At 35.5% G+C, this 25,612-nt stretch carries 25 protein-coding genes; 6 read left to right on the top strand and 19 right to left on the bottom strand.

What is annotated here, in order from left to right; translation table 11 throughout:
- Nucleotides 1–414 precede the first annotated feature (414 nt).
- On the top strand, nt 415–984 hold the full coding sequence (locus tag BALOs_RS04580) for a HAMP domain-containing sensor histidine kinase (protein WP_162929546.1): 570 nt from the start codon (nt 415–417) through the stop codon (nt 982–984).
- Nucleotides 985–1,104: 120 nt separating this feature from the next.
- Nucleotides 1,105–1,863 carry a hypothetical protein gene (locus BALOs_RS04575; protein ID WP_120404433.1) on the top strand — a complete coding sequence of 253 codons (759 nt, stop codon included), beginning with the start codon at nt 1,105–1,107 and terminating at the stop codon, nt 1,861–1,863.
- Between the two features lies 1 nt (nt 1,864).
- Here the strand turns inward: BALOs_RS04575 and BALOs_RS04570 are convergent, their stop codons facing one another.
- Together BALOs_RS04570 and BALOs_RS04565 are read right to left on the bottom strand one after the other, a co-directional pair.
- The gene (locus BALOs_RS04570; RefSeq protein WP_162929545.1) at nt 1,865–2,905 is read right to left on the bottom strand and encodes a hypothetical protein; all 1,041 of its coding nucleotides are present in this window, start codon (nt 2,903–2,905) and stop codon (nt 1,865–1,867) included.
- 106 nt (nt 2,906–3,011) lie between these two features.
- A complete protein-coding gene (locus tag BALOs_RS04565) occupies nt 3,012–3,455 on the bottom strand; it encodes an OsmC family protein (RefSeq protein ID WP_120404431.1) in 444 nt (147 codons plus the stop codon).
- 234 nt (nt 3,456–3,689) lie between these two features.
- Between BALOs_RS04565 and hemN the strand changes: the two genes are divergently transcribed.
- Both hemN and BALOs_RS04555 read left to right on the top strand, forming a co-directional pair.
- Nucleotides 3,690–5,024 carry an oxygen-independent coproporphyrinogen III oxidase gene (hemN, locus tag BALOs_RS04560; RefSeq protein WP_120404430.1) on the top strand — a complete coding sequence of 445 codons (1,335 nt, stop codon included), beginning with the start codon at nt 3,690–3,692 and terminating at the stop codon, nt 5,022–5,024.
- 80 nt (nt 5,025–5,104) lie between these two features.
- On the top strand, nt 5,105–5,290 hold the full coding sequence (locus BALOs_RS04555) for a hypothetical protein (RefSeq protein WP_115361040.1): 186 nt from the start codon (nt 5,105–5,107) through the stop codon (nt 5,288–5,290).
- A gap of 85 nt (nt 5,291–5,375) precedes the next feature.
- Here BALOs_RS04555 and ahpF read toward each other — a convergent pair whose 3' ends face one another.
- From ahpF to BALOs_RS04535, 4 genes are all read right to left on the bottom strand, one after another.
- Entirely contained in the window at nt 5,376–6,926 is a 1,551-nt protein-coding gene (ahpF, locus tag BALOs_RS04550; RefSeq protein ID WP_115361042.1) for an alkyl hydroperoxide reductase subunit F, read from the bottom strand.
- A 72-nt stretch (nt 6,927–6,998) separates the two neighbouring features.
- The gene (gene ahpC, locus BALOs_RS04545) at nt 6,999–7,571 is read right to left on the bottom strand and encodes an alkyl hydroperoxide reductase subunit C (protein WP_199506631.1); all 573 of its coding nucleotides are present in this window, start codon (nt 7,569–7,571) and stop codon (nt 6,999–7,001) included.
- A 191-nt stretch (nt 7,572–7,762) separates the two neighbouring features.
- Complete coding sequence (locus BALOs_RS04540) at nt 7,763–8,389, bottom strand: carbonic anhydrase (protein WP_115361046.1); 627 nt, start codon at nt 8,387–8,389, stop codon at nt 7,763–7,765.
- Nucleotides 8,390–8,459: 70 nt separating this feature from the next.
- Nucleotides 8,460–9,029 (bottom strand): manganese efflux pump, encoded by a 570-nt coding sequence (locus BALOs_RS04535; protein ID WP_120404429.1) that lies wholly within the window; start codon nt 9,027–9,029, stop codon nt 8,460–8,462.
- Nucleotides 9,030–9,123: 94 nt separating this feature from the next.
- Here BALOs_RS04535 and BALOs_RS04530 point away from each other — a divergent pair, with 94 nt between their 5' ends.
- The gene (locus BALOs_RS04530; protein WP_120404428.1) at nt 9,124–10,092 is read left to right on the top strand and encodes a hypothetical protein; all 969 of its coding nucleotides are present in this window, start codon (nt 9,124–9,126) and stop codon (nt 10,090–10,092) included.
- Here BALOs_RS04530 and BALOs_RS04525 read toward each other — a convergent pair.
- The 6 genes from BALOs_RS04525 to rimK all read right to left on the bottom strand — a co-directional run bounded on the left by BALOs_RS04525 (nt 10,089) and on the right by rimK (nt 17,257).
- Entirely contained in the window at nt 10,089–11,507 is a 1,419-nt protein-coding gene (locus tag BALOs_RS04525) for a PQQ-binding-like beta-propeller repeat protein (protein WP_120404427.1), read from the bottom strand. The two genes, BALOs_RS04530 and BALOs_RS04525, sit on opposite strands and share 4 nt — an antisense overlap.
- Nucleotides 11,461–13,752 (bottom strand): PEP/pyruvate-binding domain-containing protein, encoded by a 2,292-nt coding sequence (locus BALOs_RS04520; RefSeq protein WP_120404426.1) that lies wholly within the window; start codon nt 13,750–13,752, stop codon nt 11,461–11,463. The genes BALOs_RS04525 and BALOs_RS04520 overlap by 47 nt, the downstream gene beginning before the upstream one ends.
- A gap of 92 nt (nt 13,753–13,844) precedes the next feature.
- Entirely contained in the window at nt 13,845–14,681 is an 837-nt protein-coding gene (gene mtnP, locus BALOs_RS04515) for an S-methyl-5'-thioadenosine phosphorylase (protein WP_120404425.1), read from the bottom strand.
- Between the two features lie 5 nt (nt 14,682–14,686).
- Nucleotides 14,687–15,280, bottom strand: a complete 594-nt coding sequence (locus BALOs_RS04510) for a class I SAM-dependent methyltransferase (protein WP_120404424.1) — start codon at nt 15,278–15,280, stop codon at nt 14,687–14,689.
- 66 nt (nt 15,281–15,346) lie between these two features.
- Nucleotides 15,347–16,363 carry a succinylglutamate desuccinylase/aspartoacylase family protein gene (locus tag BALOs_RS04505; RefSeq protein WP_115361058.1) on the bottom strand — a complete coding sequence of 339 codons (1,017 nt, stop codon included), beginning with the start codon at nt 16,361–16,363 and terminating at the stop codon, nt 15,347–15,349.
- Complete coding sequence (gene rimK, locus BALOs_RS04500) at nt 16,364–17,257, bottom strand: 30S ribosomal protein S6--L-glutamate ligase (RefSeq protein ID WP_115361060.1); 894 nt, start codon at nt 17,255–17,257, stop codon at nt 16,364–16,366.
- A gap of 527 nt (nt 17,258–17,784) precedes the next feature.
- Between rimK and BALOs_RS04495 the strand changes: the two genes are divergently transcribed.
- The gene (locus tag BALOs_RS04495; protein ID WP_115361063.1) at nt 17,785–18,669 is read left to right on the top strand and encodes a hypothetical protein; all 885 of its coding nucleotides are present in this window, start codon (nt 17,785–17,787) and stop codon (nt 18,667–18,669) included.
- A 10-nt stretch (nt 18,670–18,679) separates the two neighbouring features.
- Here the strand turns inward: BALOs_RS04495 and BALOs_RS04490 are convergent, their stop codons facing one another.
- The 7 genes from BALOs_RS04490 to BALOs_RS04460 are packed head-to-tail and all read right to left on the bottom strand — an operon-like array spanning nt 18,680 to nt 25,469.
- A complete protein-coding gene (locus BALOs_RS04490) occupies nt 18,680–19,147 on the bottom strand; it encodes a chalcone isomerase family protein (RefSeq protein WP_120404423.1) in 468 nt (155 codons plus the stop codon).
- Nucleotides 19,140–19,832, bottom strand: a complete 693-nt coding sequence (locus tag BALOs_RS04485; protein WP_115361066.1) for a fatty acid desaturase — start codon at nt 19,830–19,832, stop codon at nt 19,140–19,142. Before BALOs_RS04485 ends, BALOs_RS04490 begins: the two co-directional genes overlap by 8 nt.
- A 12-nt stretch (nt 19,833–19,844) precedes the next feature.
- Complete coding sequence (locus tag BALOs_RS04480; RefSeq protein WP_120404422.1) at nt 19,845–20,882, bottom strand: cyclopropane-fatty-acyl-phospholipid synthase family protein; 1,038 nt, start codon at nt 20,880–20,882, stop codon at nt 19,845–19,847.
- A 9-nt stretch (nt 20,883–20,891) separates the two neighbouring features.
- Complete coding sequence (locus BALOs_RS04475; RefSeq protein WP_115361069.1) at nt 20,892–22,148, bottom strand: cyclopropane-fatty-acyl-phospholipid synthase family protein; 1,257 nt, start codon at nt 22,146–22,148, stop codon at nt 20,892–20,894.
- Nucleotides 22,145–22,936 carry a DUF1365 domain-containing protein gene (locus BALOs_RS04470; RefSeq protein WP_120404421.1) on the bottom strand — a complete coding sequence of 264 codons (792 nt, stop codon included), beginning with the start codon at nt 22,934–22,936 and terminating at the stop codon, nt 22,145–22,147. Before BALOs_RS04470 ends, BALOs_RS04475 begins: the two co-directional genes overlap by 4 nt.
- Entirely contained in the window at nt 22,933–24,171 is a 1,239-nt protein-coding gene (locus tag BALOs_RS04465) for an NAD(P)/FAD-dependent oxidoreductase (RefSeq protein ID WP_120404420.1), read from the bottom strand. The genes BALOs_RS04470 and BALOs_RS04465 overlap by 4 nt, the downstream gene beginning before the upstream one ends.
- Nucleotides 24,171–25,469 carry a DUF1295 domain-containing protein gene (locus tag BALOs_RS04460; RefSeq protein WP_120404419.1) on the bottom strand — a complete coding sequence of 433 codons (1,299 nt, stop codon included), beginning with the start codon at nt 25,467–25,469 and terminating at the stop codon, nt 24,171–24,173. Before BALOs_RS04460 ends, BALOs_RS04465 begins: the two co-directional genes overlap by 1 nt.
- Nucleotides 25,470–25,612 lie beyond the last annotated feature (143 nt).

Here is a 25,612-nt window from a genome sequence, read left to right as displayed (position 1 = left end):
ATTGCTGGTCATGTCAACGCATCACACAATAAAAGAAGTTATTTAAAATCTTTACAAGATTAAATTGACGCTCTATGCCCCTAACATTTATTATTTTCCACAGGAATCATTTAGGAGCATTTCATTAGCATCGATTTTCTCAAATACTTTTATCCAGCTTCTGCATTTGACCAAGAAGATGAGCTAGCGGCTATCCAAAAGAGATATCAGGCGCGCCTTATTACCTTCTCAACGTTCACTCTTCTAATACACTTTATAACAATAGTTATAATTATTTTCTCTCAAATTCAATTTACGACGAATTTTATATACTCTGAAGCATTAGTGATTCCATTGTGCTTAATCTCCTTATACACATATAAGAAATACGACAACCTTCTTACTTATCGAGTACTTTTATTTATTACGGCATTTGTGATCTTAAATTATCGTATTTATGTCATGCAGTCCCACTCGACAGAATTACTGACATGGATTCTCGCTTTTTTCATCGTCATGGTCTACACGACAAGCTTCAGAGTTGCCATTATTATATTGATAAGTAATTTATCGCTAATAGCTTATAATACACAATATGGTGAAGCCTATGTGTGGCTCCTACCACTAAAGTATCAATTAGTAATTCATAAGATCTATCCCACCCTAATTATTGCATTTACCCTGCTTTATAAGAAGTTATCAGAAGTTGCCAGGACCAAGGAGCTAGAAAGTTTTAATAAAAGAGACGTGATATCAAAGATGATAATCACTTTATCTCATGAAATTAATAATCCATTGGCAATCGCAAAACTCACTGTAAATAAACTTAAAAGAAAAAGTGATAATGAAATTATGAATAAGATGGATGAAAACCTAGATCAGATTTCTAAAATCACACATCTTATAAAAGACATAAGCGACTTGAAAGAAGTGGAGCATGGTGACAGAAGAGTCTTCGATCTCTATAGCGCTATTAATAAAAAAGATAAGTCGGCAAAGACCTAGGAGAATTTTATAAAAAAGGACCTGTTAAATTACTTTTATCCGAAGTCTGCATTTGATCGTGAAGATGAACTTGCTGCAATTGAAAAGAGATACCAAGCGAGGTTGATCTCTTTTACTGTTATGACCTTAGTAATTAACTTTGCAGTTATTCTCTTAATTTTCTTCTTTCAAATTAAAACGAATTCATTTTTCGTTCTAGCCTCATCACTCGTTATCCCTATTGGGATATACACTCTCTACTTCTACAAGAAGTATGATAGCACCATTTTATATCGCTTATATATATTCTTTATTACGTTTGTCCTTTTAAACTACAGAACCTATGAAATACAATCACATTCAAGTGCACTACTTCCTTGGTTTATTGCTTTCTTTGTTATTAGTGTTCAGACAATAGATTATAAGTCTTCATTCCTCATACTTGTAAGTAATCTTCTTGTAATGAGTTATGGCTACTTCTATGGGGCTGACTTCGAAGGTTTCCTCGCGCTGAAATATCAGATAATCGTCAACCAGATATATCCAACACTTCTTATCGTTATCTTTTTGCTTTATAAGAAATTAATAGAAGGATTAAAGGAGAAAGAAGTTGAACTATTCCAAAAGAAAGACGTTATATCCAAAATGATTATCACCCTGTCTCGAGAAATCAACTCACCTCTTACTGTTGCAAAACTTACTGTTAATAAACTTAGAAGAGAATGTAATGATGAGTCAGTGGATCGTATTGAAGAGAGTCTAAATCGAATCACAAAAGTCACTCATCTAATCAAGGATATTAACGAGCTAAAAGAAGTAGAATATGGTGAAGGAAAAATGTATGACCTTTATAACACTATCAGAAATAAAGGTCGTTCAAAAAAAGATATTCTATCTTAGCTTAGCGATCAAGCAGAACTGACAAGTATAAGAGGTCATAATATGTTGCTAAGAAGAGGTCTGGATCTCGTTGAGAAAGGTCTCGATAATACCTCTTTGCTTCCTCACTTCCATCTTTAAATGACTTATTAAGGGCCTGGAAGCTGCGACTATTAATTGCATGATGCTCAACAACTTCTTTCGATAATGCCAAGGTTTGCTCTAAGTTGAAGTCCATGACGCCTTTTTTATAGTTTTCCAACTCTCTTTGAGCGGCAATGATAGCAGGAGTTAAGAAATAAACACTTCCACCTTTTTTAACAATTGGTCCAGCAAATGTACTGACTTTATCACTTGCAAGGTAAGGTCCCATATACTGACTATATGTTTTTCTAAGTAAGCTTCTCTTTGCACCAAGATTTCTCATCCCCTTCTTTTGGGCCAGTAGGAAAAGAGCATTTACTTCAGCAAACGACTCTGCTTCATGTACTCCATGTGCAGATGGTGAAGAAGAGTAATTCTTAAGCATGAAGTTTTGATCAAGACAGTGTGATAATTCATGATAAAGCGAATAAAGATATAACTCTTCAAGCGTAAAGAGATTTTCAAACCTTGAAAAGTCAAAGTTCTCATAAACATCGACTTCTTTTGAGTCACCTAAAACTCTTCTGACTTCTGCAGATAAATCATTCATAATTCCATTTGGTAAAACGGCGCAGAATTTTAACTCTTTCCCCCAGCCTCTTTCAAAGAAAGGTATCGCTGAAGCAGCACCATTTAATGATGTAAAGTACGGAACGAGATTCACGGCCTCATTATGTGAAAGTTCGATGTCATGAACATCTAAGGTATAATTTTTAACAATTTCAATTTGATCAGTCTCTTCTAGACCAACGAGTTTTGGTGCTATTTCATTCTTATCGAAAATGATAATAGGATACTCATAAGTATTACGATATTCCTCATTCAACTTTTCAACTTCACTACTGAGATCAAAAGCAAAACCAAGGCCATGAGTTAACATTAATAAGATAGGAACAATTAAACGGGGTAGATTCTTCATGTTAACGTTAAACCATATATAAGAGGTGAAAACATTAACTCAAGAAGAATTACATGGAGTGAATAAAAAATATGCAATAAAAAGGGGGCCTAAGCCCCCAATATTATTAGGCTACCTTTATTTTTGGATTTAATTTTAAAGAGCAATTAACAGTATTTGTTACTAAACACTTATCTTTAGTTTCTTCTAGCAACTTCATATACTTATCGACGTCCTTTTTATTCTTGACTACTAACTCAGGCTTAATCTCTACCGAAGTAAAGGCCATACGTCCGTCTTTTCGATCTAAAGTTGCATCCGCTTTAACGTCAATTTTATCCCAGTCTAATTTTCTGGCCTTTGCTAATTCTTTAAAGCTTAATAGATAACAACTCGAAATACTTGCTGAGAATAGATCCTCAGGTGACCACTGATTTTGATCTCCTTGAAAGTCAGGACCTTGAAACTCTCGTGGAGCTGTTGAACGAATTTTACTTTCAATTCCAGAAGCTGAAATTTCCATGTTGTCATTTTTACTTTCACCATGTGAACTCGTAGTGTAAACACTCATATTTTTCTCCAATGTTTAGTTAATAATTGGATATTAAATGAAAAACGAACTCAAATGTTTTAAATAAAACCTCATTTTTATTTAAAAAGTAAACATGTCACTGATCTTCCAGTGTTTTAATTCTTTATAATCATGTTCAATTTAGATGACTTAAATTAAATTGAATTTTCCTAATCTAGGTCATCTTTTTTCTAAAGAAATTCTTCTATGATTAATCTCAATTAGGAGAAAGATATGAAATCTCATGATCTTGAAAAAAAGTACAACATCCCAGTTCCTCGCTATACAAGCTATCCTGCCGTCCCCTATTGGAATGGGGCCCCATGTGAAGGTATTTGGCTTGGACACCTTAAGGATCAATATGATCCAGCTCAGGGAGTGGAATTATATATTCATGTTCCTTTCTGTGAGAAGCTTTGTTTTTACTGTGGATGCCATCGTGTTATTTCCAAGAATAAAGATCGAGGCCTTGAATATGTGAACTACCTAATAAAGGAATGGAAGCTATATAAGAAGAAGCTAGGAGATATCAAAATCGCCTCGATTCATCTTGGAGGAGGAACTCCAAACTTCTTAACAGTAGAGGCCTTTACAAATTTATTTAATGAGTTATCTCCAAACTTCAAAGAGGAAGAATTTAAAGGATCAATAGAAATTGACCCACGTACATGCACTAAAGAACAACTCGATATGTATAAGAGTTTTGGAATTGAACGACTCTCAATGGGTATCCAAGATTTTGATGAAAAGGTGCAACTCGCAATAGGAAGAGTTCAGCCCTATGAGAAAGTAAAAGAGCTTGTTGATTATGCTAGAGAAATTGGAATTGCTGATATAAATTTTGATTTAATCTACGGTCTTCCTTTTCAATCAACAAATACAATCACAGAAACTATAGAAAAAGTATTAACTCTGAACCCATTACAAATCGCTTTTTATAGTTATGCTCACCTTCCATCAAGAATTAAGAATCAAAGACTCATTCCAGAAGAGGGCCTACTACACGGTATGGAAAAGAGAGCACTTTATGAAAAAGGAAAAGAGCTTCTTGCCATTAATCATTACGAAGAAATTGGATTAGATCATTTTGCAAAAGATGATAGCAGCTTGGCCAAGGCCAAAAAAGAAGGTAGTTTAAGACGTAATTTTATGGGACATACACATAAGACATCGTCCATGATCATAGGTCTCGGCTGCTCATCAATCTCTTCATCAATTAAAAGTTTTGCTCAAAATGAGAAGGAAGTTAAAGAATATTATAATAAGATTGATAGTGGCCTTCTTGCCATTAGATCTGGTCATATACAATCATCCCAAGATCTTGAAGTAGAAGAAATCATGCAAGACTTCTTTGCAACTAATAGCATTGATAAGAAGTCATGGAAAAAACTTAATCATGCAAGCATCATTAAACAAAAACTAGATGAGCTGCAAGAAGATGGCCTTATCGAAGAAGGTGATCGTTTTCTCGTAACAGAAAAAGGGAGACCTTTTATGAGAAATATCGCCAGTATCTTTGATCATCATTTATTAAAATCAAAGCAAAATAGTGGCTCGACATCCCTTTAAACAGATAGGCTGACTTGCAATTCCTCCCGGGATGACGCATAATAATATGTACACAACACACATATCTATAGGGAGAATTAATGAGTCAATTATCGCCACAAATGAAAGAAGAATTACTTGCTGAAATCAAATCTCTTGAGTCACAACTGACTGGAAATATGATGGATGATATGGATATTCGTGGTCGTATCCACAACATAAAAATGAAGCTTGAAGGTGTAAAACCTGTTGATAGTTTTGTTGATTGCATTGGATGTGGTTCTTAAAATAATCAAATAAACTATAATATAAAAAAGGCCTCAACTAAGAGGCCTTCCTTATGACAAAAAAACGCGAGAGAGAGATGCGTTTTTATGACAGCATTAAGTCTTCAAATGCAGTAAGTCCGGCCTTGGCCCCCTCACCCATTGAAATAATAATTTGCTTATACGGAACAGTTGTAACATCACCTGCCGCATAAATTCTTTCTTGATTCGTGCGACATTTATCAGTCACAATAATTTCACCAAATTTATTTTTTTCCACAAGATCACCTAAGAAAGCGGTATTTGGAACGAGCCCAATTTGGACAAAGACTCCATCGAGATCAATCTTTTTAATATCTCCAGAATCACGGTCCTCATATTCAAGGGCCACAACCTTTTCACCGTCTCCAATGACTTTATCTGTTCGAGCATTTTTAATAATTGTTACATTCTTTAGTGACTCTAACTTATCAATTAAAACTTGGTCGGCCTTTAACTCAGGAGCAAACTCCACAACCGTTACAGACTTAACAATTCCAGCAAGATCGATCGCTGCTTCAACTCCAGAGTTTCCACCACCGATTACACTTACATCCTTGCCTTTATAATAAGGTCCATCACAGTGAGGACAATAAGCAACACCACGTCCTAGATAGTCTTTTTCTCCTTCAACTCCTAGCTCGCGCCACTTAGCACCCGTTGCAATAATAAGAGACTTTGTTTTAACCACTTCACCACTATTTAAAAATAAAGTCTTAAGTTCTCCATTTTCAATATTATCAACACGACGATGTTCTAATAGCTTAATATCGTATTCTGAAACATGTTTTCCAAGTGCAGCTGAAAGCTCAGGGCCTTCAGTATATGGAACAGAAATAAAATTTTCGATTCCCTTAGTATCTTGCATCTGACCACCAACACGATCAGTGATAATGGCAGTCTTTAGGCCTTTTCTTGCTGTATAAACAGCAGAAGACGCACCAGCAGGACCACCACCAATAACAATGACATCGTACTCTCCAAGGTCCTTAGTTTCATTTGAAGTTGAGCTCTCATCTTTGCCAAAGCGCTCTTCTAACTTCTCAAGGAGATCAACAAGTGATGACTTACCAGAATGTACAAGGTCTTTATCGTGAATAACACTTGGTACACCTTGAATTTTCAATTCCTTAATTTCATCTTGGACGAATTCACCATCAATCATTTCATGAGTAAAATCTTCCTTATAAATGGCCATTAAGTTTAAGGCCTGAACAATATCAGGACAGTTTTCACATGAAAGAGAAATATATGTCTTAAGATCTATTGATCCTTTAAGAGCTTTTATTCGGTTAATGATCATATCATCAGGGAGCTTCCCTTTTAGATCACTATTTAAAATGGCCAGGATTAAAGAGGTAAACTCATGTCCTCCAGGGATCCCTGAAAATTTAATTCCATTTGCCTTCCCATTAACTTGAATTTCAAAATGTGGGTAATCATAAGTCTCCCCACTCGACTTTGTACTTATTTTAGGAGAAGTACCTGCGATGCTCTCTAGCATCTCTACAAGCTCTTGTTGCTTTGAATTGCTAGATTCACTGTACACAAGTCCAATCTCACTTTCTAAATTAGCATAGACTGATTTTAATTGTTCAATGATTGCGTTATCTAACATTTTGTTCTCCTTCTTCAAAAAAGGGGGCACGAAGCCCCCTTATATATCTAGTATTCTGTATAAGAATAATTCCTAGATTTTACCTACAAGGTCTAGACCTGGCTTAAGTGTTTCCGAACCTGGCTTCCACTTAGCTGGACAAACTTCATCTGGGTGCTCAGCAATAAATTGAGCAGCTTGAACTTTTCTCATTAGTTCATCAGCGTTACGTCCAATTCCGTTGTCTTGAACTTCAGCAAGCTTAATTTCACCAGCTGGGTTGATTAGGAAAGTCCCTCTATAAGCAAGACCTTCTTCTTCAATATGAACACCAAATGCTCTAGTTAATTGACCAGTTGGGTCTGCAAGCATTGGGTACTTGATCTTCTTGATTGTTTCAGAAGCATCATGCCATGCTTTGTGAGTGAAGTGAGTATCTGTTGATACTGAGTAAACTTCTACACCCATTTTTTGGAATTCTTCGTACTTATCTGCCATGTCACCTAGTTCAGTTGGACATACGAAAGTAAAGTCAGCAGGATAGAAGAAAAGGATCGACCATTTTCCTTCTAGGTCTTTTGCTGTAACTGTTTTAAAGTCATCGTTTACGTAAGCTTGTACAGAAAAATCTTGTACTTTTGTGTTGATTAAAGTTTGCACTTGCATCTCCTTTTATAAAAGTTTTCAGTGTTTAATTCTTGCCTAGAATTATGGCAATAAATCAAGAAATTCTCTAATATTAATTGTCTAATATGTGATAGATTTCACCTATCAAGAGCGGTAATTACAATAGATCTTGCTTATGTGTCGCATCAAAAAATAAGTCGGCCATATTGCTCTAGATAAGTGAGACGCAGCTAGTCGAGATGATATATCTCCATGATTTCACTAAGAATCTTATCAAAGTCAATATTTAGATCCTTGAGCTCACCTGAATGAACATCAAAAACCCAACCATAGACCTTAAGACCCCTTTCGCGGTTTGCTTTTTGAACAGCAGCAGTCTTTATGGCATTGATACATTGTTCCTGAACATTTAGCTCAACAAGGCGCTCATATCGCTTATCTTCGTCTTTAATATTATTGAGTTCAGTTTTGTGAGTACGATATACATCTCTGATATTTCTAAGCCATGGATTAAGAATACCAAGGTCTTGGCTTTCCATTGCTGCCTTTACTCCACCACATCCGTAATGCCCGCAAACAATGATATGATCCACTTTAAGATGTTCAACAGCGTAGTTTAGAACACTCATGACATTAAGATCAATACTTATAACCATATTGGCAATATTACGATGAACAAAAACCTCTCCAGGGCCGGCCCCCATTACTTCTTCAGCAGTTACTCGACTATCAGAGCATCCGATATAAAGATAATTCGGGTTTTGCCCCGCACCTAACTTTTCAAAGAATTTCTCATCTTCGTTAAGCTTTGCCTTCACCCACTCTTTATTATTTTTGAAGATATTTTTGATATCCATTAATTCACCTATTTGATTATATTCGATAAATAATATGTGAATCTAATGAATTTGCCAATTACGCTTTAAGTTATAATCCCTCTAGAAGGAACTTAACCGCCAGACTTTGAAGAATAATTGCTGCAATAATACTAAAAATAGGCCCAAGCTTATCTGAAGCACGTTTTGCAATGCTCATTCCAACAATTGTTGAACAAAATGCCCATCCACCGATAGAGATAATATATGGAGTTAGCACCTTTCCTGTTGCACCAATTGTCACACCAACAGCAAAGGCGTCAAGACTTGTAGCAAATGAAACGAGTATTACTTTGAAAATACTGTGGAATTCTTTTGGTTTTTCTTCCTCATCATCGTGCTTACCACTCAATTCTTCATAACCTTCATAGGCCATATGAATGGCAACAGCAGTTAAGAGTCCAAACGATATCCAGTGATCAATATAATCAAATTGTGCAATAACTTTCGCACCAGCAATGGCTCCTAAGAATGCAACTAGCGCTTCCGCACCACCTGAAGAGAAAGCAAATTTTATCGAATCACTAAACTTATGAGGACGAGCTCCCATTGCGACAGCAGCAGAAAAAGAATCCGCACAAAGGACAAGCCCTATTATAACAACTTCAAAATAATTAACCATAAGTACTTATAATACTGTTTGATTAGCTAGACAATGATTATTCTTTTTTTCACACTACTGTCCTAAATGGTATTTTTTTAATATTGTCATAGCAATGAAATACTTAATCCTCATTCTCTCATTTAGTAGTTATGCATCCCTTGAAAGCGTTGACTCTTACTTTAATGATGACGAGTTAAGTAAGGTTCGAAACCAATCTGAATTTGAGATTGATCAATGCCATGATGTTAATAATATTAGCTTTGGTGAGAGCATAGAATATTTCATTAAAAAATTAGCAAATAAGAAACCAACATTTCTTCATGTGGCATCAATTTATAATATGCCTTCAAAAATGGAAAACCAAGAAGCTGTAGGGCTACTTAGTCACCCTCTATGCTTAGTCTCTAAAGAGAGCCTTTCTCAAACAATTAAAAAAGTGCCTGATGGTAAAACGATTGAGTTAGCAAATCGCTTTGCTAATGAACATAATGAATACCGTTCACTAGGCCATAGAGAAGAGCTTAAGAAACTATGGGCAAGATTCTTTGGTTGCCTTGCTTATACTGAAAGCTTAACAACTGCTGATACAAAAGCCAGTAAGAAGCTTGCAAAGAAATATGGACCTAGAAAATATAGTAAACCGGATGGAGTAAAGTTCTACTACGATAAGTGGCAACCAAAAGTGAGTCGTTTAAATATAGGCCTCTTTCAATTCACACCAAATTACGCTGGCAATATTAAGCCCTGCGTGGATTCATGGAATCACTTCTACCAAGAAGAGAAATGTCAGATCAAGAATAAGGGCCAAGATAATTTAATAAGAGTTTTTGGCTCAACCACACAGCAATTTAATGCCTATTGTGGAGTCCACAAAGTTATTCAAGCATTTTCAGTTCAGCTTAATACGCAAACAAAGAAGTTCACTCACCCAAATAATACTGAATCAGGAAAGTTAAAAGAGTCGAATAAGAGATGTGTCAGCCCACACTTCTATGCAGGCTGGTCTTATAACCACTTTGGGCCTCTTCAAAATTCAACGGGTGATAACCTGAGAAAGCTTATGTCCTGTATTTATCACTAATTTTTAAAATATTTAATACTTCCCTTCATCCCAAAGACAATATGTCCCTTATCTAAAATTAGAGTATCCGCAAAGATATTCTCAGGCTTCTCACCTTCAGAAAATAGGCGGGATTTGATAAGGCTTCCATCATTAATATCTAAGTAAGATATCTTTCCAAGGCGATCAATAAAGATCAGCTTCTCTCCATCATACTTCATTGATGAATAATTATAACCGAGCTTCTTCTTGCGACTCTCATACTTCCACTTAAGTTCGGAAGTCACACTATTCCAAGCATAGACATGTCCATCAAAATCATTAAAGACAACAATATCATCAAAGACCAAAGGCTTTCCAATTACAGGTGAATCAATTTCAACAGAACTAATTCTGCCCCCTAATGAATTAAAGCATACAAGTCCACCAAGCTCTGACTTCACATGAAGTTCACCTTGAATAAAGCAAATATTCTCACTTGTTGCAACAGGTCCATACCAACTTGAAAGAGGTAGCTCTTCACGCCAAATTTGCTTTCCGCTCTTGGCATCAATTTTATAAGCAAAAGGTCTGGCCTTCCCAAGATCTTCTTCAGGAACACCACTTGCAACATAAACGGCATTATCTTTTAAAAGAACAAAGGCATCCATATGGCCACCTTCAAAATGCCAGATTTCTTTCATTGTTTCAGGATCAATTGCATAGAGGCCATCCCCACCAGCTGTTTGAAAAAGATAGTCCTTTCCTTCAATTGTGTGAATGACAGGAAGAATCTCTGTATGCCCCTTAGTTTTAAAAGAGCCTACAACCTTCTTTGTCTTAGGATCAAATTTATAAACCCTCATATGATGAGAAGCATGAAGCCCTTCGCCAAAATATAAGAAGCCTTTAAAATAGACAGGAGTTGGCGACAGAAACTTACCAAAGAAAATCTTATTCTTTATGGCCCCAGTTTCTATATCCAAAACAAAGAGATTACCTTCTTTAGATCCAACAAAAAGCTCTCCATCGACAACAGTACCGGAAGCAAAGATTCCTTCAGGTACAACTTGTTGCCAAATAAAATTTTCAGGATCAACATTTATTGGGTCTTTCTTATAAGTGATATCACTATTAAAAGTATCTTGAATAAATAGAGGTACCGGCCCATGCTTTATATATTGATAGGCTTCCATTCCACCGTAGATAAGAAGATTAAAAATCATTGCAGAGATTAACACCTTAGGCTTAAGTAAAACCTCAAGAAGCTTTTTTGGCCCTTCGGCCTTAAGCTTAACCCCAAAGAGCCCTGCAATAAATGTTGCAACAACAGTAATTCCTGTACTTAGAAAAGCTAAGGGTAACAATACCGTTGGAACAATAGAGTAACTATAGTCACTACAAAAGTTGTTATTGCATGAGTTTAATACTTCCAGAATTTCCATCAACGAAAACATCCTCTCCACCTTTAAATTTAATATGACATTGTTTAATTCCACTCACAGCAGGAATTCCCATTTCTCTGGCAACAATTGCACAATGTGACAGAACACCACCACGCTCAACAATGATCCCACTTGCTTTAGTGAAAACTGGTGTCCATCCTGGATCAGTTGATTGAGCGACGACAATTGCATTTTCAGGCCATTCAATCTCTTTCCAATTTGAAGGATTATTGATGACAACAACCTTGCCCCTAACCATTCCTGAAGATAGTCCTTCTCCGACTAGATTGCTTGAAGACGCTTCTTCATTACCATCAATAACAGACTTTATTTCTCTTAAAGAAGTAACTGTTGAAAAGTTGAAGTTTCGAAACATTTCAATCTTATGCTTTCTTTCTCTGATAAGGCTTAAGTAACTACTTTTAAAATTCTTTATCTCATGGATATGAAGATAGAAGATATCATTTAAGTCATCTAATTGATATCGACGTGCGATTTCTAAACAAAGATATCGAATATGGGCATAAGGTTTTAAAATCGCCATTTTCCACTTCTCTCTTAGCTCTAAGAGATCCTTTAAAATCTTCCACTCTTCTAAGATCAAAGTTTTTTTAAATGACTTCATTGCCATAATTTCGGCTTCAACATCATCTAATGTATGATTATTTTTTTCTTTTACATACTTCTCTAAGGGATAATCATAGAATGCATCATCACCAATTTCTGCCCATCTCTTAGCACTGAGATCGAGCTCTCCCGGACCACGATGACCATAGCGAGCAAGAAAATTGTGACGAGCATTGGGCTTTGCACATGCTTTTTTAAAGTAGAGTCCCATTTTAAATGTTTCTGAATTTATTCCTGCTCCAGACCATCTCTTAATTAAGTGATCTGCCTCTTGAGGAGTATAGATACTTTTTAAAAGAGATATTAAGGTTTGAATTGTTGTCTCTGTTAATGAGATCAAGATATAAGGCCATACCAAAGTTCTCTCACTAAAAAGTGATGACTCTTTTGAGAAGCGACTTAATAGATCTTCCAATGTCCAATCTTGATAGATCTTACTATCATATGGTCTTTTATTAATAACAGAAATATCCACTAATGCCTTCGTTGCATCATTAATAACTTCTTTTCTATGTGTATTGATTGAGAGGCCAACCTTCAACATTCTCCACATTGTCTGAGGCGTTTTCATAAGAATGTGTGGAGTAACTTTTGAAAAATGAAATTTTAAATGCGGCCTAGGAATTGGCTCTATTGTATAAGGTATTGGACCAAAATACATTTGCCCAAGCTTTGAAAGGTTAATATAACTTCGTCCAAAGACTTCATCCATTAAACACTCATCTTTACTGAAGCCGACATAACCAAGCTCTTGCAAGGCCTTATCGAATGCCTGATCCTTCTTAAATGAATTTGCCCAAATCTCAGTTGTTAATGTTGTTGGCGCTGTTGTCCATTCTGCAAATGTCTGTCCATCCCAGACTGTCTCTTGAGGATAAATTGACTCTAATCTTTCAAGTTCCTCATGGCCAATTCTCTTAAGATTTGAAATTGAAGCTTTTGCTGTAATTGGCCTTGCTTGAAGAAGATAGACAATCCCCTTCTTATCAATGGCCCATTCAATATCAAAATCATCCTGATACTTATCTTCCACAAGTTTTGCACAACGAATAATTTCATCAATTTGTTCAGAAGTTATATCTGGGCTTACTCTTTGAGACTCACTCAAGATTGTGGGAGTTCTTTTCCCAGAAACAAGATCTTCGCCGACTCCATCAATATATTCAAGCATCCAAGACTCAAACTTCCCTCTTGGGTCTTTTGAAAAATAAACTCCTGAAAAAGATGGGTCAATCATACGTTGAATAACAACGTTCATTGGGACTTCTTTAGAGCTTCCTAAGAAATGTTGGCGATAGGCTTTTGAAGATTCTTTATTAATTGAGTTAAAGCAGTCAGTAATCGCTCTTTTTAAATCACTATCATTATCGACATAGAGGAATGTGGAATTCTGGCCAGCAAAACTATTCTCTTTCGAGTCTTCCCCAGTAGCAGAACTTCTAACTGCCAAAGAGTATTCTCCATCTTTAGCAAATTGATAAACTTCCTCTAATTCTCTATCTGATGGCATTGCATCCAAGATAATTCCACTAGGAACAGGAATATTCATCTGTGCCATCATGGCAAGCATATAGGCTTTTCCACCTACTTGCGTTTTGTCTTCAGGTAAATTTTCAAAATAATATAACATCGGTCCATCCTCTCAATAAACTTATATCGTTTAAAAGTCAAAGAGGACATGATGTATATCATGAAAAACAATAATAACAGAACAGAAAGAAATTAATTTAAGAGAATATCTAAGATTTCCTGTTGCTCTTTTGTTCTTAAGCTCTTGTCAGTTACCACTGCGTTAAGATTGGCCTTTTCAAAGCTTTTCTTATCCTGATAAATCTTAGGTATTAAGTGCTTTAATAGCTCTTTTACATTAGACACATTCTTATTAATGACTGCTGTGATCTCTTCTAGTGAGCAAGCTTCATCTTTCCAACAATCGTAATCAGTTACAAGTGCTACTGTCGCATAAGCAATCCCTGCCTCTACTGAGAGATAGCTTTCAGGAACATTAGTCATTCCAATGACACTGGCACCAATGCTACGATAGAGTTCACTTTCGGCACGACTTGAGTATTGAGGTCCTTCGATACAAATATAGCTGCCACCAAAGTGAAAGTTTGTATCAACTTTGTTTTGAACAGATTTGATCGATTCGACAAGCTCTAGCGAGATTGGTTGTGCAACAGAGATATGTCCCACAATCCCATCTTCAAAGAAGCTTCTTTTGCGTAGTCCTTTGGTCCAATCAATAAATTGATCTGGCATAAAAAAGTCACCTGGAGCGACTTCTTCTTTTAATGACCCTACAGCTGAGATTGAGATTATATGAGTCACTCCTAACTTCTTAAGAGCAAAAATATTGGCACGATAATTTATATCAGAAGGAGAAATATGGTGTCCTACACCATGTCTTGTGACAAAGAAGAATTCGTAATCAGAAACCTTGAGTTTTTTTATCTTACTACTAGGTTCCCCAAATGGAGTCTGTATTTTTAGAGATTCAACTTCCTCTAAAATATCGAGGTCATAAACCCCACTTCCACCAATAATTCCTAATTTCATATATCCTACTTATAAAATACTGCTAAGAATTGATTATACTTCTTTAAATTCTTAGTTCGTGTATTTATAGTTGTAATCTCAACATTTAAACCAGCAGCATCGGCCCATCCTACAATTTCTTCATTTGAAAAGCCGAAGTGCTTTACACCCATTGCTTTAGGGTCAGGATGGAAACTACCGTCTTCAGTCTCAAGATCCACAATGGCCATCTTCCCTCCATCCCTTAACATTGAAGCAAGTTTAAGGATCATTTTGTCTGGAGAATCAAGGTGATGAAAAGTCATTGAACTTATAATGAGGTCAAACTTTTCATCTAAGTCATCTTTTTCTAAATCAATATTTATCGAACGAATATGATCTTGGTCACTTGTCTTCTTGTTAAAGACTTCAAGCATACCGTGTGAAGTATCAACCCCTGTTATACTTTTTGCGATATTTATGAATTCAAGGCCAAAAAGTCCAGTACCACATCCAAAGTCTAGGATATCCACTTCTTTTGAAATATTTAATACCTGAAGAGTTTTTTGCGCTAACTCTCCCATTAACTTAATTTTATCTTCTGAATCCCATGTATTTGCAGCATGATTAAAATGAGACATATTAAACTCCAACTATTTTGATATGAATATTATGATACTTCACTAAAAGTAGCCAATCGCTTTGCATTAAGCTTCAAAATCAAAGTAATCAGATAATTCACCTTCATCATCTGCTAAATCATCAGGGTTATAATCATCTAGAAAACCGATATGATAAAGAGCGTCTCCGGCCATAACAAGAGATGAAGTACTCATTCCCAGAATAACTCCATCATGCTCCATGCGAACTTTAGTAATGAGATCACCAGACATCTGACGTAGCTCTCCTACAACCTCACCCTCTTTAACAATTTTACCGTACTTTGCTTTATTTAATAGAAGACCACCACGGGAGGCCCGTGTCCATTTTCGTCTTTTAATAATAAATTTTTCACCAATAAATTCTTTCTTCGATTTTATCATTCCATAGTGCGACAGAATACTATTGATGAGATTTAGTCCATACTTGGCAATGGTTTCATCAATTCTAAGTCCTTCCCCTCCTTCAAAAACGATACATGGTTTACCTAATTCGCTGATTGCTTCTCTAAGTGAGCCATCACGTAAAGCACTATTTACAACAAGTGGTATACTCACATTTTCGACGAGTTCGTGCATTCCAGGAGTACTCAAATCACAACGGATTTGAGGTATATTAAAGCGGCCAGCACCGCCAGAGTGTAGATCAATAAAAACATCACCATAGCGAGTAACATTCCTAAAGATAAAATCTGCAAAGCGAGATCCAAAGTTCCCTTTATTCTTACCAGGAAAGCAGCGATTAATATCTTTTCGATCCGGAAGGTAACGGTGCTTATTTAAGAAACCATAGATATTGACAGTAGGAAGAACAATTAAAGTTCCCTTTAAGAGCTTCATCTTTTTCTTCATAAGAAGCTGGGCCGTACGAAGTCCATTAATTTCATCCCCATGCATGCAGGCGGTGACAACCACACAAGGAGAAACTTCTTTAGTCGCCCGATAAACGTAGACTGGAGCCTTAACTTTTTGAAGTCCATAAAATGATGGAAAATCCACAAAGTCCAGACGTGGATAGCCGATTTCGTAATCTTCAATATCTAAATCAAATAAAGAACTCTTCAATTAAATATCCTTTTTTACACTTTCGAAATTCTTCTCAATATATTCAATTATTTTAACGGCAATATTCTTCTCATTAGTTCCCTCAATTCCTTCAAGACCTGGAGATGAGTTAACCTCTAATATCTTTGGTCCACTGCCTGAGCGTATAATATCAACTCCGGCCATATTTAACTTCATGGCCTTTGCTGCCGCCACTGCAACTTTTCTTTCTTCGGGAGTAATTTTAACTTTTATCCCAACACCACCACGGTGAATATTAGAACGAAACTCTCCTTCTTTTGCCTGTCTCATCATGGTAGCGATAACCTTATCCCCTACAACAAAACAGCGTATATCTGCACCTTTTGCATCTTTTACAAATTCTTGAACAAGGAAGTTTGCATGTAACACTCTAAAGGCATCAATTAGGCTTTCTGAAGCTTTGTGGGTTTCTCCAAGAAGAACACCTCGCCCCTGAGAGCCTTCAAGAAGTTTAACAACGAGAGGCGCCCCACCAACTAACTCAATTAACTTATCTGTTTGTTGAGTTGTTTTTGCAAAACTTGTTTTAGGAAGTGGTAATTCCTTATGTGAAAGGATCTGCATTGAGCGTAGCTTATCTCTTGAGCGTCCGATAGCATTTGAAGAGTTCAAGCAATAAACTCCCATCATTTCAAATTGACGAACAATGGCCATTCCATAGGCACTAATACTAGCACCAATACGTGGAATTACAGCATCAACATTACTTAGCTTTCTCTTCTTATAATGAACCATTGGTGAGCCAGAGGTTACATCAACAAAGCAATCACTTGGATGAACAACTTCAATCTTATGACCTTTTTTCTTTGCTTCCTCTACCAGTCTCTTAGTTGAGTAGAGGTTCTTATTTGAAGATAAAATAACAATATTCATAATTTCTCCATAAATGATTACATTCAATTTTACAGTGATTTTACTCTGAAAACTCTCTTTTAAGTAAATAGAAAAGTGAAAAAAATTTAACTAGACTCAACAAGTTCCATATTCAAATATCACATCTCTAAATATATATACCATAGATTAGATAAGATGACTTAACGCCACAAGGCAAAAAATTAAGATTTTCTTAACCTTACGTTTATATCTTACGATTATTAAATCAGAAAAAATAATCTTGCGGGTTTCACCTCACTAAAGCATGATTTTAATCATGGCCAAGATTAAAATTTACATACAAAAAACTTCTAATTTCTTATGAATAACAAACTTCTCTCTCTCCTCCTCATTTTTTGACACTTTTATTAGATAAAATCTTTTTACTTTTTTTCATGGTCAAATATTCACCTGAAAATAAAATAAAATTTTTTATTCATTTTACAATTTTGGTTTACAAAACTTCCCTTTTCATACAAATAGGACTGCGAAATCTTAAAACTCTAAAGGTATTGGTAGGTATTTGTATGGCGATCAATCTTATTATTAGCATGGACTGGGAAGGTATTTCTTTAGAGCATAAGAACCTTTCGGCCATTAGTCAGTTCAAACAAAAATGGAATGCACCTATTGTTCATTACAAGAATGCCGCTTATTACACCAATAAACGTCTTGAGAATATGGATATCAACAAAACAATGAAGTCTGTTATCTCTCAAGACGATGAAATTGGTCTACATCTCCATACCCCTCGCCACTTTGTGCAAGCGGCAGGTGTTATGCCAAGAATGGCCCCATGCTTTAGTAAATACGGTGATTATAATGCTGGCGATATGAATGGTCAGGAAGTAATGCTTGTTGCTTATAACAAAGATGAAGTAAAGGCCATGATCCAATATTCACTAGAGAAATTAAAGAGTAACGGATTTGATGCTATTCATTCTTTTAGAGCTGGCGGATGGATGTCTGATGAAAGAGTCTGGGAAGCACTTGTTGAAACAGGTATACCAATTGAAAGTTCTGCAACAAATTACAACCTATTGAATGGAAGCTCTTGGGAAGGAGACAATCTCCAACGCTATATTTCCCTCATTTGGGGAGAATTGAATGTTCTATCTCGTCCATATTATCTTCAAAACTTCTGCGGAAGTCTTTTTGAAATTCCTAATAACCTAGGGGCCATTGATTATTGGAAAGAGCAGACTATTGATGATCACCTTGCAGCAATAACTGATCACTATAATGCCAATGAAGATATGTATTTAGTTATTAATTCTCACCAGGAAACTGCCCAAGAGAACTTTCACAAGCTAGATAATTTCCTGAGTCGCTTAACTGATGATTATGGTGATGAAATAAACTTTACAACAAATAAAGATATTTATTTTAACGAATTAAAGAAGAATAGTTAAAAGGGAAGAACTACTTCCCTTTTATCAATTTCTCTTTTAAGTCCTCATCAACACTTTGTGGGCCAATCCATGGAGAATGCACAATTGAGAATAACTTCTTATCATCTTTTTTAGAAGAAATGGTTTCTCCATTCTTTTGAATAATAACATCTGAACCGTTTAGTTTATAAATCGCCAATACATCGCCTTCTTTAACATCAACGGCATTATTCTTTAACCATTCTAATTGTTTTTCAACCCCTTTAAGTTTACCTAGTGATTCATCCCAACCAGCTTGAGAATGTTTACGCTCTACATCTCTTAAGTAAGTAATCTTAATTAATTCATCATCTGAGACAATACTTTTAAAATAACTAACTTTATAAACATCCCAGAAGTAATATGAAAGAACACCTTCTCCAACGAGCTTAAAGTCCTTATCCATTTTGGCCATTACAAGCATAGGAAATAATAAAACTAATATTAATAACTTATTCATATTGAATGACTCCTATTTTCCTCAATGGAATTAAAGTGAGATAAGTAAAGTCTAGCTCAAATGAATTAGTCGCAAAGTTTATGCTATTTTCTTTAGCATGATGATTATTTTGATATAACTCACCCATCATAAGGAAATCTATAATTAAAGTATTTTTTGAATGATCATCGAGATCATGATTTCGATAACCGTACTTATGGCCACACCAATTCACAATGGCCCCGTGTATTGGACCAAGTAAACTATGGATAGGAACAAGAAGTAAAAACCAAAGAGAATCTGTAAAAAGTAAGTACATGAGTGCGTAAAACACAACAAAGAGAGATCTGACGGGAATAGAGTCAGCAATAGCAACAATTTTGGGAAAAGTTTCACGTTGCGTTTTTACACTCATGTACTTACGGTATGTATGTAACATCATATCGACAATATTCTTACTAACAACAGGAGAATGAGGGTCTCCCTCTAGATCCGAATGAATATGATGCTGCATATGTAAAGTTTTGTAATGTTGAGGGCGAAGAAAGCTTGGACCTTGCGATAAGATGGTGAGTATCAAAAAGAATCGATCCCAACCACGCGACATCTTACATTGATCGTGAGAAATATAGCGATGCAAGTAAAATGACTGGCAAAATAACGATAAATACCAATGAATAAATAGAAATCCTATCGCAAAATACATACTAGCTCCGTTTTACTCTGAGGCCCTAACTAATTTCTTATTGAATAAAAAGTGGCCAACAAACCACTCATCTCCATTATTATGACCAAAAAGTTCAGCACAAGAGGCAAAGAAGATTTTCCATCTTTCAAACCATAATTTTGCATCTTCTGCTCCATAAGTATCAGCAAGAACATTCATGAGAGCTTTTTCATGTTTATCCATATTTTTAAACCAAGCTTCTGAAGTTTCTTGATAATGCTTACCATTTACCTTCCACTTCTCTTCTAAAGAAAGTGAATCTTGCACTCTTTCAAAAAGGTCGAAACTTGGCATAACACCACCAGTGAAGAAATACTTCCCCATCCAGTTATCATCGCCCTCAGTTTCAAAAAAGTATGAAGCACTCTTATGACAGAAGATATGAATGAAGACCTTACCATCATCCTTTAGCCAACTAGCAACCTTTTCAAAAAGAACATTATAATTTCTCATATGCTCAAACATTTCAATTGAAACAATACGATCAAATTGCTTATCGATACTAAAAGTATTCATATCTTGTGTTAATATCTTTAGATTATTAAGCCCACGACTCTTTGCCTTCGATTCAATAAATTCACGTTGAGACGATGAATTTGAAATGGCCGTAACTTTTGAATTTGGATACTTATTTGCTAGATATAGGGTTAAAGAACCCCATCCACAGCCAAGTTCAAGAATATCCATTCCATCTTCAAGTTGCGCTCTTTTACAATAAAGTTCAAGCATCGCTTCTTCTGCTTCATCAAGAGTCTTTACTCCTCTTTCAAAAAGAGAACTTGAATACTTTAAATTTTTACCAAGAACTAACTCAAAGAAACCAGCTGGTAACTCATAATGTTGTTCATTGGCCTTATCTGTATCTTGAGCGATAACAGATGAATTAAGCTCACCTAAGATGCCATCTCGATGAAAACTGAAGTTCTCATAAATTTCGTCTTGTCTTTGCTTAATTAGCTTTCTAATTCCTACACGAATTAACGGATCAGGAATATAACCTCTTTCAGCAGCATTCATTAAAAATGACATATATTCTCCTTAGTTACGATAAAGTGGTTTTCCAAAAGTTAAATGAGAAACACCAATAGCCCTTTCATGGAATCCACCGATGCAATATGAGAAGTAAAAGTTCCATAATCTTATAAATTCCTCATCTTCTCCAAGTTTTGGGATTTCATGAGTATTTGTATTAAAACGTTTTTTCCATTCCTCAAGAGTTCTTGCATAATGTGATGTAAAGTCCACTTGATTATATAAACGCATATCTGAAGTAGACTTAAATGATGAAAGAACAGCATGAATTGAAGGAATAAAGCTTCCAGGGAAAATAAACTTTTTAATGAAGTCTAATTCCTTTACGGCACGGTCATATTCTTGATCGTTAATTGTAATGATCTGAAGTAGGGCCAGCCCATCCTCAACTAAAAGATCAGATATCTTTTGCGTATAACTATCTAAAAACTGCTCACCTACTGCTTCAATCATTTCGATTGATACAACACGATCATACTCACCTTTTAGAAGACGATAATCATCTTTCAATAAAGTGATCTTATCTTCTAAACCTTCTTTAGCAATTCTCTCTTTTGTTACACGATACTGATTATCTGATATTGTTGTCGTCGTAACGTGGCAGTCATAATTCTTTGCAAGATAAATCGCCAATGCACCCCAACCAGAACCAATCTCAAGAATACGATTTTCAGCTCGTATATCGAGGCGCTCTGCGATTAGCTTAAGCTTTGCTTGCTGTGCCTCCTCTAGTGTTGATTCTTCGTTTTCAAAAAATGCAGATGAGTACATCATTGATTCATCTAAAAAGTGTTCAAAAAGCTCATCAGGAAGATCATAGTGCGCTTTAATATTCTTCTTTGAACCATCAATCGTATTCCTGTCTTGCCAATACTCAATTAGCCTTGCAGGCTTTAGAAGATTAACAAGGCCTGAGTCCACTTGACTGAGTGTAGACTTATTTAAAGCAAATAGTCTCATAACATTATCAAGATCATCAGTGTCCCATTTCTTAAGAATATAAGACTCTGCTGCACCTATTGATCCTTTAGTGAAAACATCAACAAAGAAAGAAGGATCATTGACCTTGATTTCAGCATTAACAAGGATATCACCTTTACCAACCTCAGTAGTGATATCTTGTTCAATAATCTTAAGACGTCCATATTGAAGATCATCTAATGATTTAAGTATTAGCTTTCTAATGGATCTTGTTAAAAAACCATAGTTTGATAGCGCTTGTACTTCAGGGTATTTCTGAAGAGTTTTATAGTCTGGTTTCATAATACACCTTCCTTATTTTTATCTGAGATTATTGATTTACGACTGTCTGGGTTTGGATGATCAAAGAATGGAATTCTTTTCATCCATAGTCTTAATGCTTGAAAATATATTCCAAATATCATTTTAAAAGTCATTAGCGGATGTTTAAAAAGCATTCGATTTAAAGAACGAGATGAAATATTAACCCGTTTTAACTGAAGTCCTGCATAGAAGACTGCACTGCCTTTATCCAAGCTTGTCATATGAATTCTAAGAGAATTCGATGGCACAAAGAATTCCCAAATATATTTAATATCCATTGGGAAAAATGGTGAGATATGAAATTTCTTATCAAGCTTAATTTTTAATGATTTATCATTTACTTCCTCTCCATCAAAGACATAACAATAACGCTCACCCCAAGGAGTATTTTCAATTTCTGCCATTAAGGCATCAAGCGTCTCCCCATCCTCTTTATAACAATAGTAAAAACTCACTGAGTTAAAACAATAACCAAAGAAGCGTAAATTTGTTAAAAGTCTTACTGGCCCATTTGGTCTTCTACCAATCTTGTCTTCAACAGTGTTAAACACTTCTTCTTTCAGTGGTTTTGAGTTATCGCCATGGTAATCTCTTCTTCGAAAAGAAATAAAGTTCAACTTTTCAAGAGACCAAAACTTTGATTTAGAAAAGACTTCATCAAGTTCATCTAAATCAATATAGCTCAGAAATAACTTATACTTGAAGTTATGCTCTTTAGGTGAATAACGGTTATGAAGGACTTCTCCTTCGTAGAGGCAGCTTTTCATATCTTCTCCAGTTCCTCTACAACACGAAGAGCACTGAAAACACCATCTTCGTGAAAGCCATTACGCCAATATGCTCCACAATAGTGAGTACGATTCTTCCCACTTATATCTTTCCAACTTTCTTGTGCCTTCATCCCCTCGAGAGAGAATAATGGATGCATATAATCCATTTTTTTAAGTATTTTCTTCTCATCTATTTTTCGATATGGGTTTAGAGTGACATTGAACAAATTCTTACTCTTTAACTCTTGTAAGATATTCATATTATATGTCACAGTGGCCCCTACTTTTCTTTCAATAGGAAGTTGATAATTCCATGCGGCCCAAGCAAGCTTCTTTTTTGGAAGAAAACTTCGATCTAAGTGTAGGTATGTTGGATTAGCAATATAAGGAATTGAAGAAAGAACCTCGCTCTCTTTTTGTGTTGGAGCATCTAGAATCTTTAATGAAATATCACTATGTGTTGCAAAAATAACTTGATCAAATTTTTCGCTCCCATTTTTTGTTTCCACAACAATGTGATCATCATGACGAATAACTTTTTGAACGGGAGTATTTAATCTAACACTATCCTTAAAATGTGGAAGCATTTTATCAATATATGAATTCGATCCTCCATCAATTACATACCACTGCGGACGATCATCAACCTCTAGGAAGCCGTGATTTTCAAAAAATCTTAGTACAAATTTAGCAGGAAATTGCCATACATCTCTTGGGTCAGTCGACCATACCGCGGCCATCATAGGAACAATATAATATTCAATGACACTATCTTTAACTTTTCGTGATTCAAAAAATGCTTGAAGAGAGATATCTCCATTATCATTAGAGAGAAAATCCTTGGCCTTCTTATTAAAGTCAATTATTCCCTTTAGCATTGAATAGAATTTCGGTCTTAAAAAGTTTAATCGCTGAGCAAATAGAGTGTTAAATGAGGTTCCATTGTACTCAAGCCCAGTTTTATCACAGCTGACACTAAAGCTCATGGATGTCGGTTTATAGGCAACATCTAATTCTTCAAGAAGTTTTAGAAAGTTTGGATAAGTCTTTTTATTAAAGACGATAAACCCGGTATCAACACGATGTTTTTCACCATCTAGCTCAATATCGTGAGTATGAGTGTGCCCACCAAGATAATCATTGGCCTCAAATAGAGTAATGTCGTGCTTACTTGAAAGTTTGTATGCACATGTTAAACCAGAAATACCAGAACCAATGATTGCTATTTTCACTACTCCCCCTTCAGCCTTTTCTTAATGTACTTTGTGACTGATCCGAGAACAGGAATATGTTCATATATAAATTCACCCATATCAAAATAGTCGCGGTGATAGCTTACAAGTCCATTTTCATTAAACTTTATGACTGAGTTTCCATGAAGAATAACTGGTTTTCCTGAGTTTAGATTTGGAGTTCTCAAAATCATTTTCCATACTCCCACATGATTAGAACCATTTGAGATAATATCCGAGAACTCAAATTTGATATCAGTTACACCTTCATAAATACCTTTGTAATATCCCTTTACTTCATCGATTCCCTTATGGCGTCCAATAGGGTCAATAAATAGAGCATTAGGAGCATAGAAGTTATCAAGAATATCGACGTTATCAGCTCTTAATTCATTAAAGACCTTCTCTATTCGTTGAGCCTGAGATTTCGTTTGTGCATTATCATCTTGCGCGTATGCCATATCCACATTGCCTCCTATTAGTAATAAACTTGTCATTAAAATAATAATTGTGTTCACCTTTGGAAACCAAAGTAGAAAGCGGTTCGTTCTTTCTTGGTATTTACGGTAAAGATCACCCTTAGACTTTAATGAAGACTCCTCTGCCGGAGGTACTCCTGTTACTGAAGTAATAAGATAAAGCATGATCAAATACGGTATTAAACCGATAAATGAAATAGGTGCTGAACTAAGTCCATATACCCCAAAGCCGGCCCAGATTAATGTTTCAAAAAAATAATTTGGATGTCTTGAGTATTTCCAAAGACCGATATCACAAACTTTTCCACGATTTTCTTTATTGGAAACAAACCTTTTAAGCTGAGAATCAGCTATTAGCTCTCCAATAATTGCAATGGTAAAAATTAAAATTCCAAAGTAATTTGATATATCAAAAGTTGGATTCATTATCGCTAAGTAGAGAGGGATAGCTAAGACAACATTTAATAAGGCTTCACCAACAAATAGCCCATAGAGATAGACTCCATACATGACTTTCCACTTTTTCTTTAACTCTATATAGCGTTTATCTTCTCCCGTTTGTCTTATTCGAGTGAAGAGATGTGTGCTTAAGCGTGCAGACCAGATTGCGTAGAGACAAAAAAGCACAATAGCATTTAAGTTTTCAAAGAAGTTTTGGCCCTCTGGGTAGTTAAAATATAAAACTCCCATAATTAGAAAGAAGCTTGAGCACCAATAAAAGTCTAAGTAGGCAAATACCTTAACTCGAAAAGAGATGTACCAGCCAATCGTAAAATAGACTAGAAGCAGTGCTGTGATAATCAGTATACTTTCAAACACGTTTGATCCTTTTTAAGTCAGTTATCCTTATGTCTATTAGTACGCATAAGGCTTAGAAATAGATCAGTTAAATAAGAAAAAAAGCACAAAACAATGTAATTTTAACAACTTACCCCAGTCTTTTATATTAAATAAGAAAAAAT

Source organism: Halobacteriovorax sp. BALOs_7, from assembly GCF_003612895.1.
Classification (GTDB): domain Bacteria; phylum Bdellovibrionota; class Bacteriovoracia; order Bacteriovoracales; family Bacteriovoracaceae; genus Halobacteriovorax_A; species Halobacteriovorax_A vibrionivorans.
The sequence above is the reverse complement of the archived record's forward strand: the minus strand, read 5'-3'. Positions and strand labels throughout refer to the sequence as shown.

What these genes read in the sequence shown, in the direction of transcription:
- BALOs_RS04575 (WP_120404433.1), top strand. Translation starts at nt 1,105, where the DNA reads ATGACCTTAGTAATTAACTTTGCAGTTATTCTCTTAATTTTCTTCTTT.
- BALOs_RS04570 (WP_162929545.1), bottom strand. Translation starts at nt 2,905, where the DNA reads ATGAAGAATCTACCCCGTTTAATTGTTCCTATCTTATTAATGTTAACT.
- BALOs_RS04565 (WP_120404431.1), bottom strand. Translation starts at nt 3,455, where the DNA reads ATGAGTGTTTACACTACGAGTTCACATGGTGAAAGTAAAAATGACAAC.
- hemN (WP_120404430.1), top strand. Translation starts at nt 3,690, where the DNA reads ATGAAATCTCATGATCTTGAAAAAAAGTACAACATCCCAGTTCCTCGC.
- BALOs_RS04555 (WP_115361040.1), top strand. Translation starts at nt 5,105, where the DNA reads ATGAGTCAATTATCGCCACAAATGAAAGAAGAATTACTTGCTGAAATC.
- ahpF (WP_115361042.1), bottom strand. Translation starts at nt 6,926, where the DNA reads ATGTTAGATAACGCAATCATTGAACAATTAAAATCAGTCTATGCTAAT.
- ahpC (WP_199506631.1), bottom strand. Translation starts at nt 7,571, where the DNA reads ATGCAAGTGCAAACTTTAATCAACACAAAAGTACAAGATTTTTCTGTA.
- BALOs_RS04540 (WP_115361046.1), bottom strand. Translation starts at nt 8,389, where the DNA reads ATGGATATCAAAAATATCTTCAAAAATAATAAAGAGTGGGTGAAGGCA.
- BALOs_RS04535 (WP_120404429.1), bottom strand. Translation starts at nt 9,029, where the DNA reads ATGGTTAATTATTTTGAAGTTGTTATAATAGGGCTTGTCCTTTGTGCG.
- BALOs_RS04530 (WP_120404428.1), top strand. Translation starts at nt 9,124, where the DNA reads ATGAAATACTTAATCCTCATTCTCTCATTTAGTAGTTATGCATCCCTT.
- BALOs_RS04525 (WP_120404427.1), bottom strand. Translation starts at nt 11,507, where the DNA reads ATGTTTTCGTTGATGGAAATTCTGGAAGTATTAAACTCATGCAATAAC.
- BALOs_RS04520 (WP_120404426.1), bottom strand. Translation starts at nt 13,752, where the DNA reads ATGTTATATTATTTTGAAAATTTACCTGAAGACAAAACGCAAGTAGGT.
- mtnP (WP_120404425.1), bottom strand. Translation starts at nt 14,681, where the DNA reads ATGAAATTAGGAATTATTGGTGGAAGTGGGGTTTATGACCTCGATATT.
- BALOs_RS04510 (WP_120404424.1), bottom strand. Translation starts at nt 15,280, where the DNA reads ATGTCTCATTTTAATCATGCTGCAAATACATGGGATTCAGAAGATAAA.
- rimK (WP_115361060.1), bottom strand. Translation starts at nt 17,257, where the DNA reads ATGAATATTGTTATTTTATCTTCAAATAAGAACCTCTACTCAACTAAG.
- BALOs_RS04495 (WP_115361063.1), top strand. Translation starts at nt 17,785, where the DNA reads ATGGCGATCAATCTTATTATTAGCATGGACTGGGAAGGTATTTCTTTA.
- BALOs_RS04490 (WP_120404423.1), bottom strand. Translation starts at nt 19,147, where the DNA reads ATGAATAAGTTATTAATATTAGTTTTATTATTTCCTATGCTTGTAATG.
- BALOs_RS04485 (WP_115361066.1), bottom strand. Translation starts at nt 19,832, where the DNA reads ATGTATTTTGCGATAGGATTTCTATTTATTCATTGGTATTTATCGTTA.
- BALOs_RS04480 (WP_120404422.1), bottom strand. Translation starts at nt 20,882, where the DNA reads ATGTCATTTTTAATGAATGCTGCTGAAAGAGGTTATATTCCTGATCCG.
- BALOs_RS04475 (WP_115361069.1), bottom strand. Translation starts at nt 22,148, where the DNA reads ATGAAACCAGACTATAAAACTCTTCAGAAATACCCTGAAGTACAAGCG.
- BALOs_RS04470 (WP_120404421.1), bottom strand. Translation starts at nt 22,936, where the DNA reads ATGAAAAGCTGCCTCTACGAAGGAGAAGTCCTTCATAACCGTTATTCA.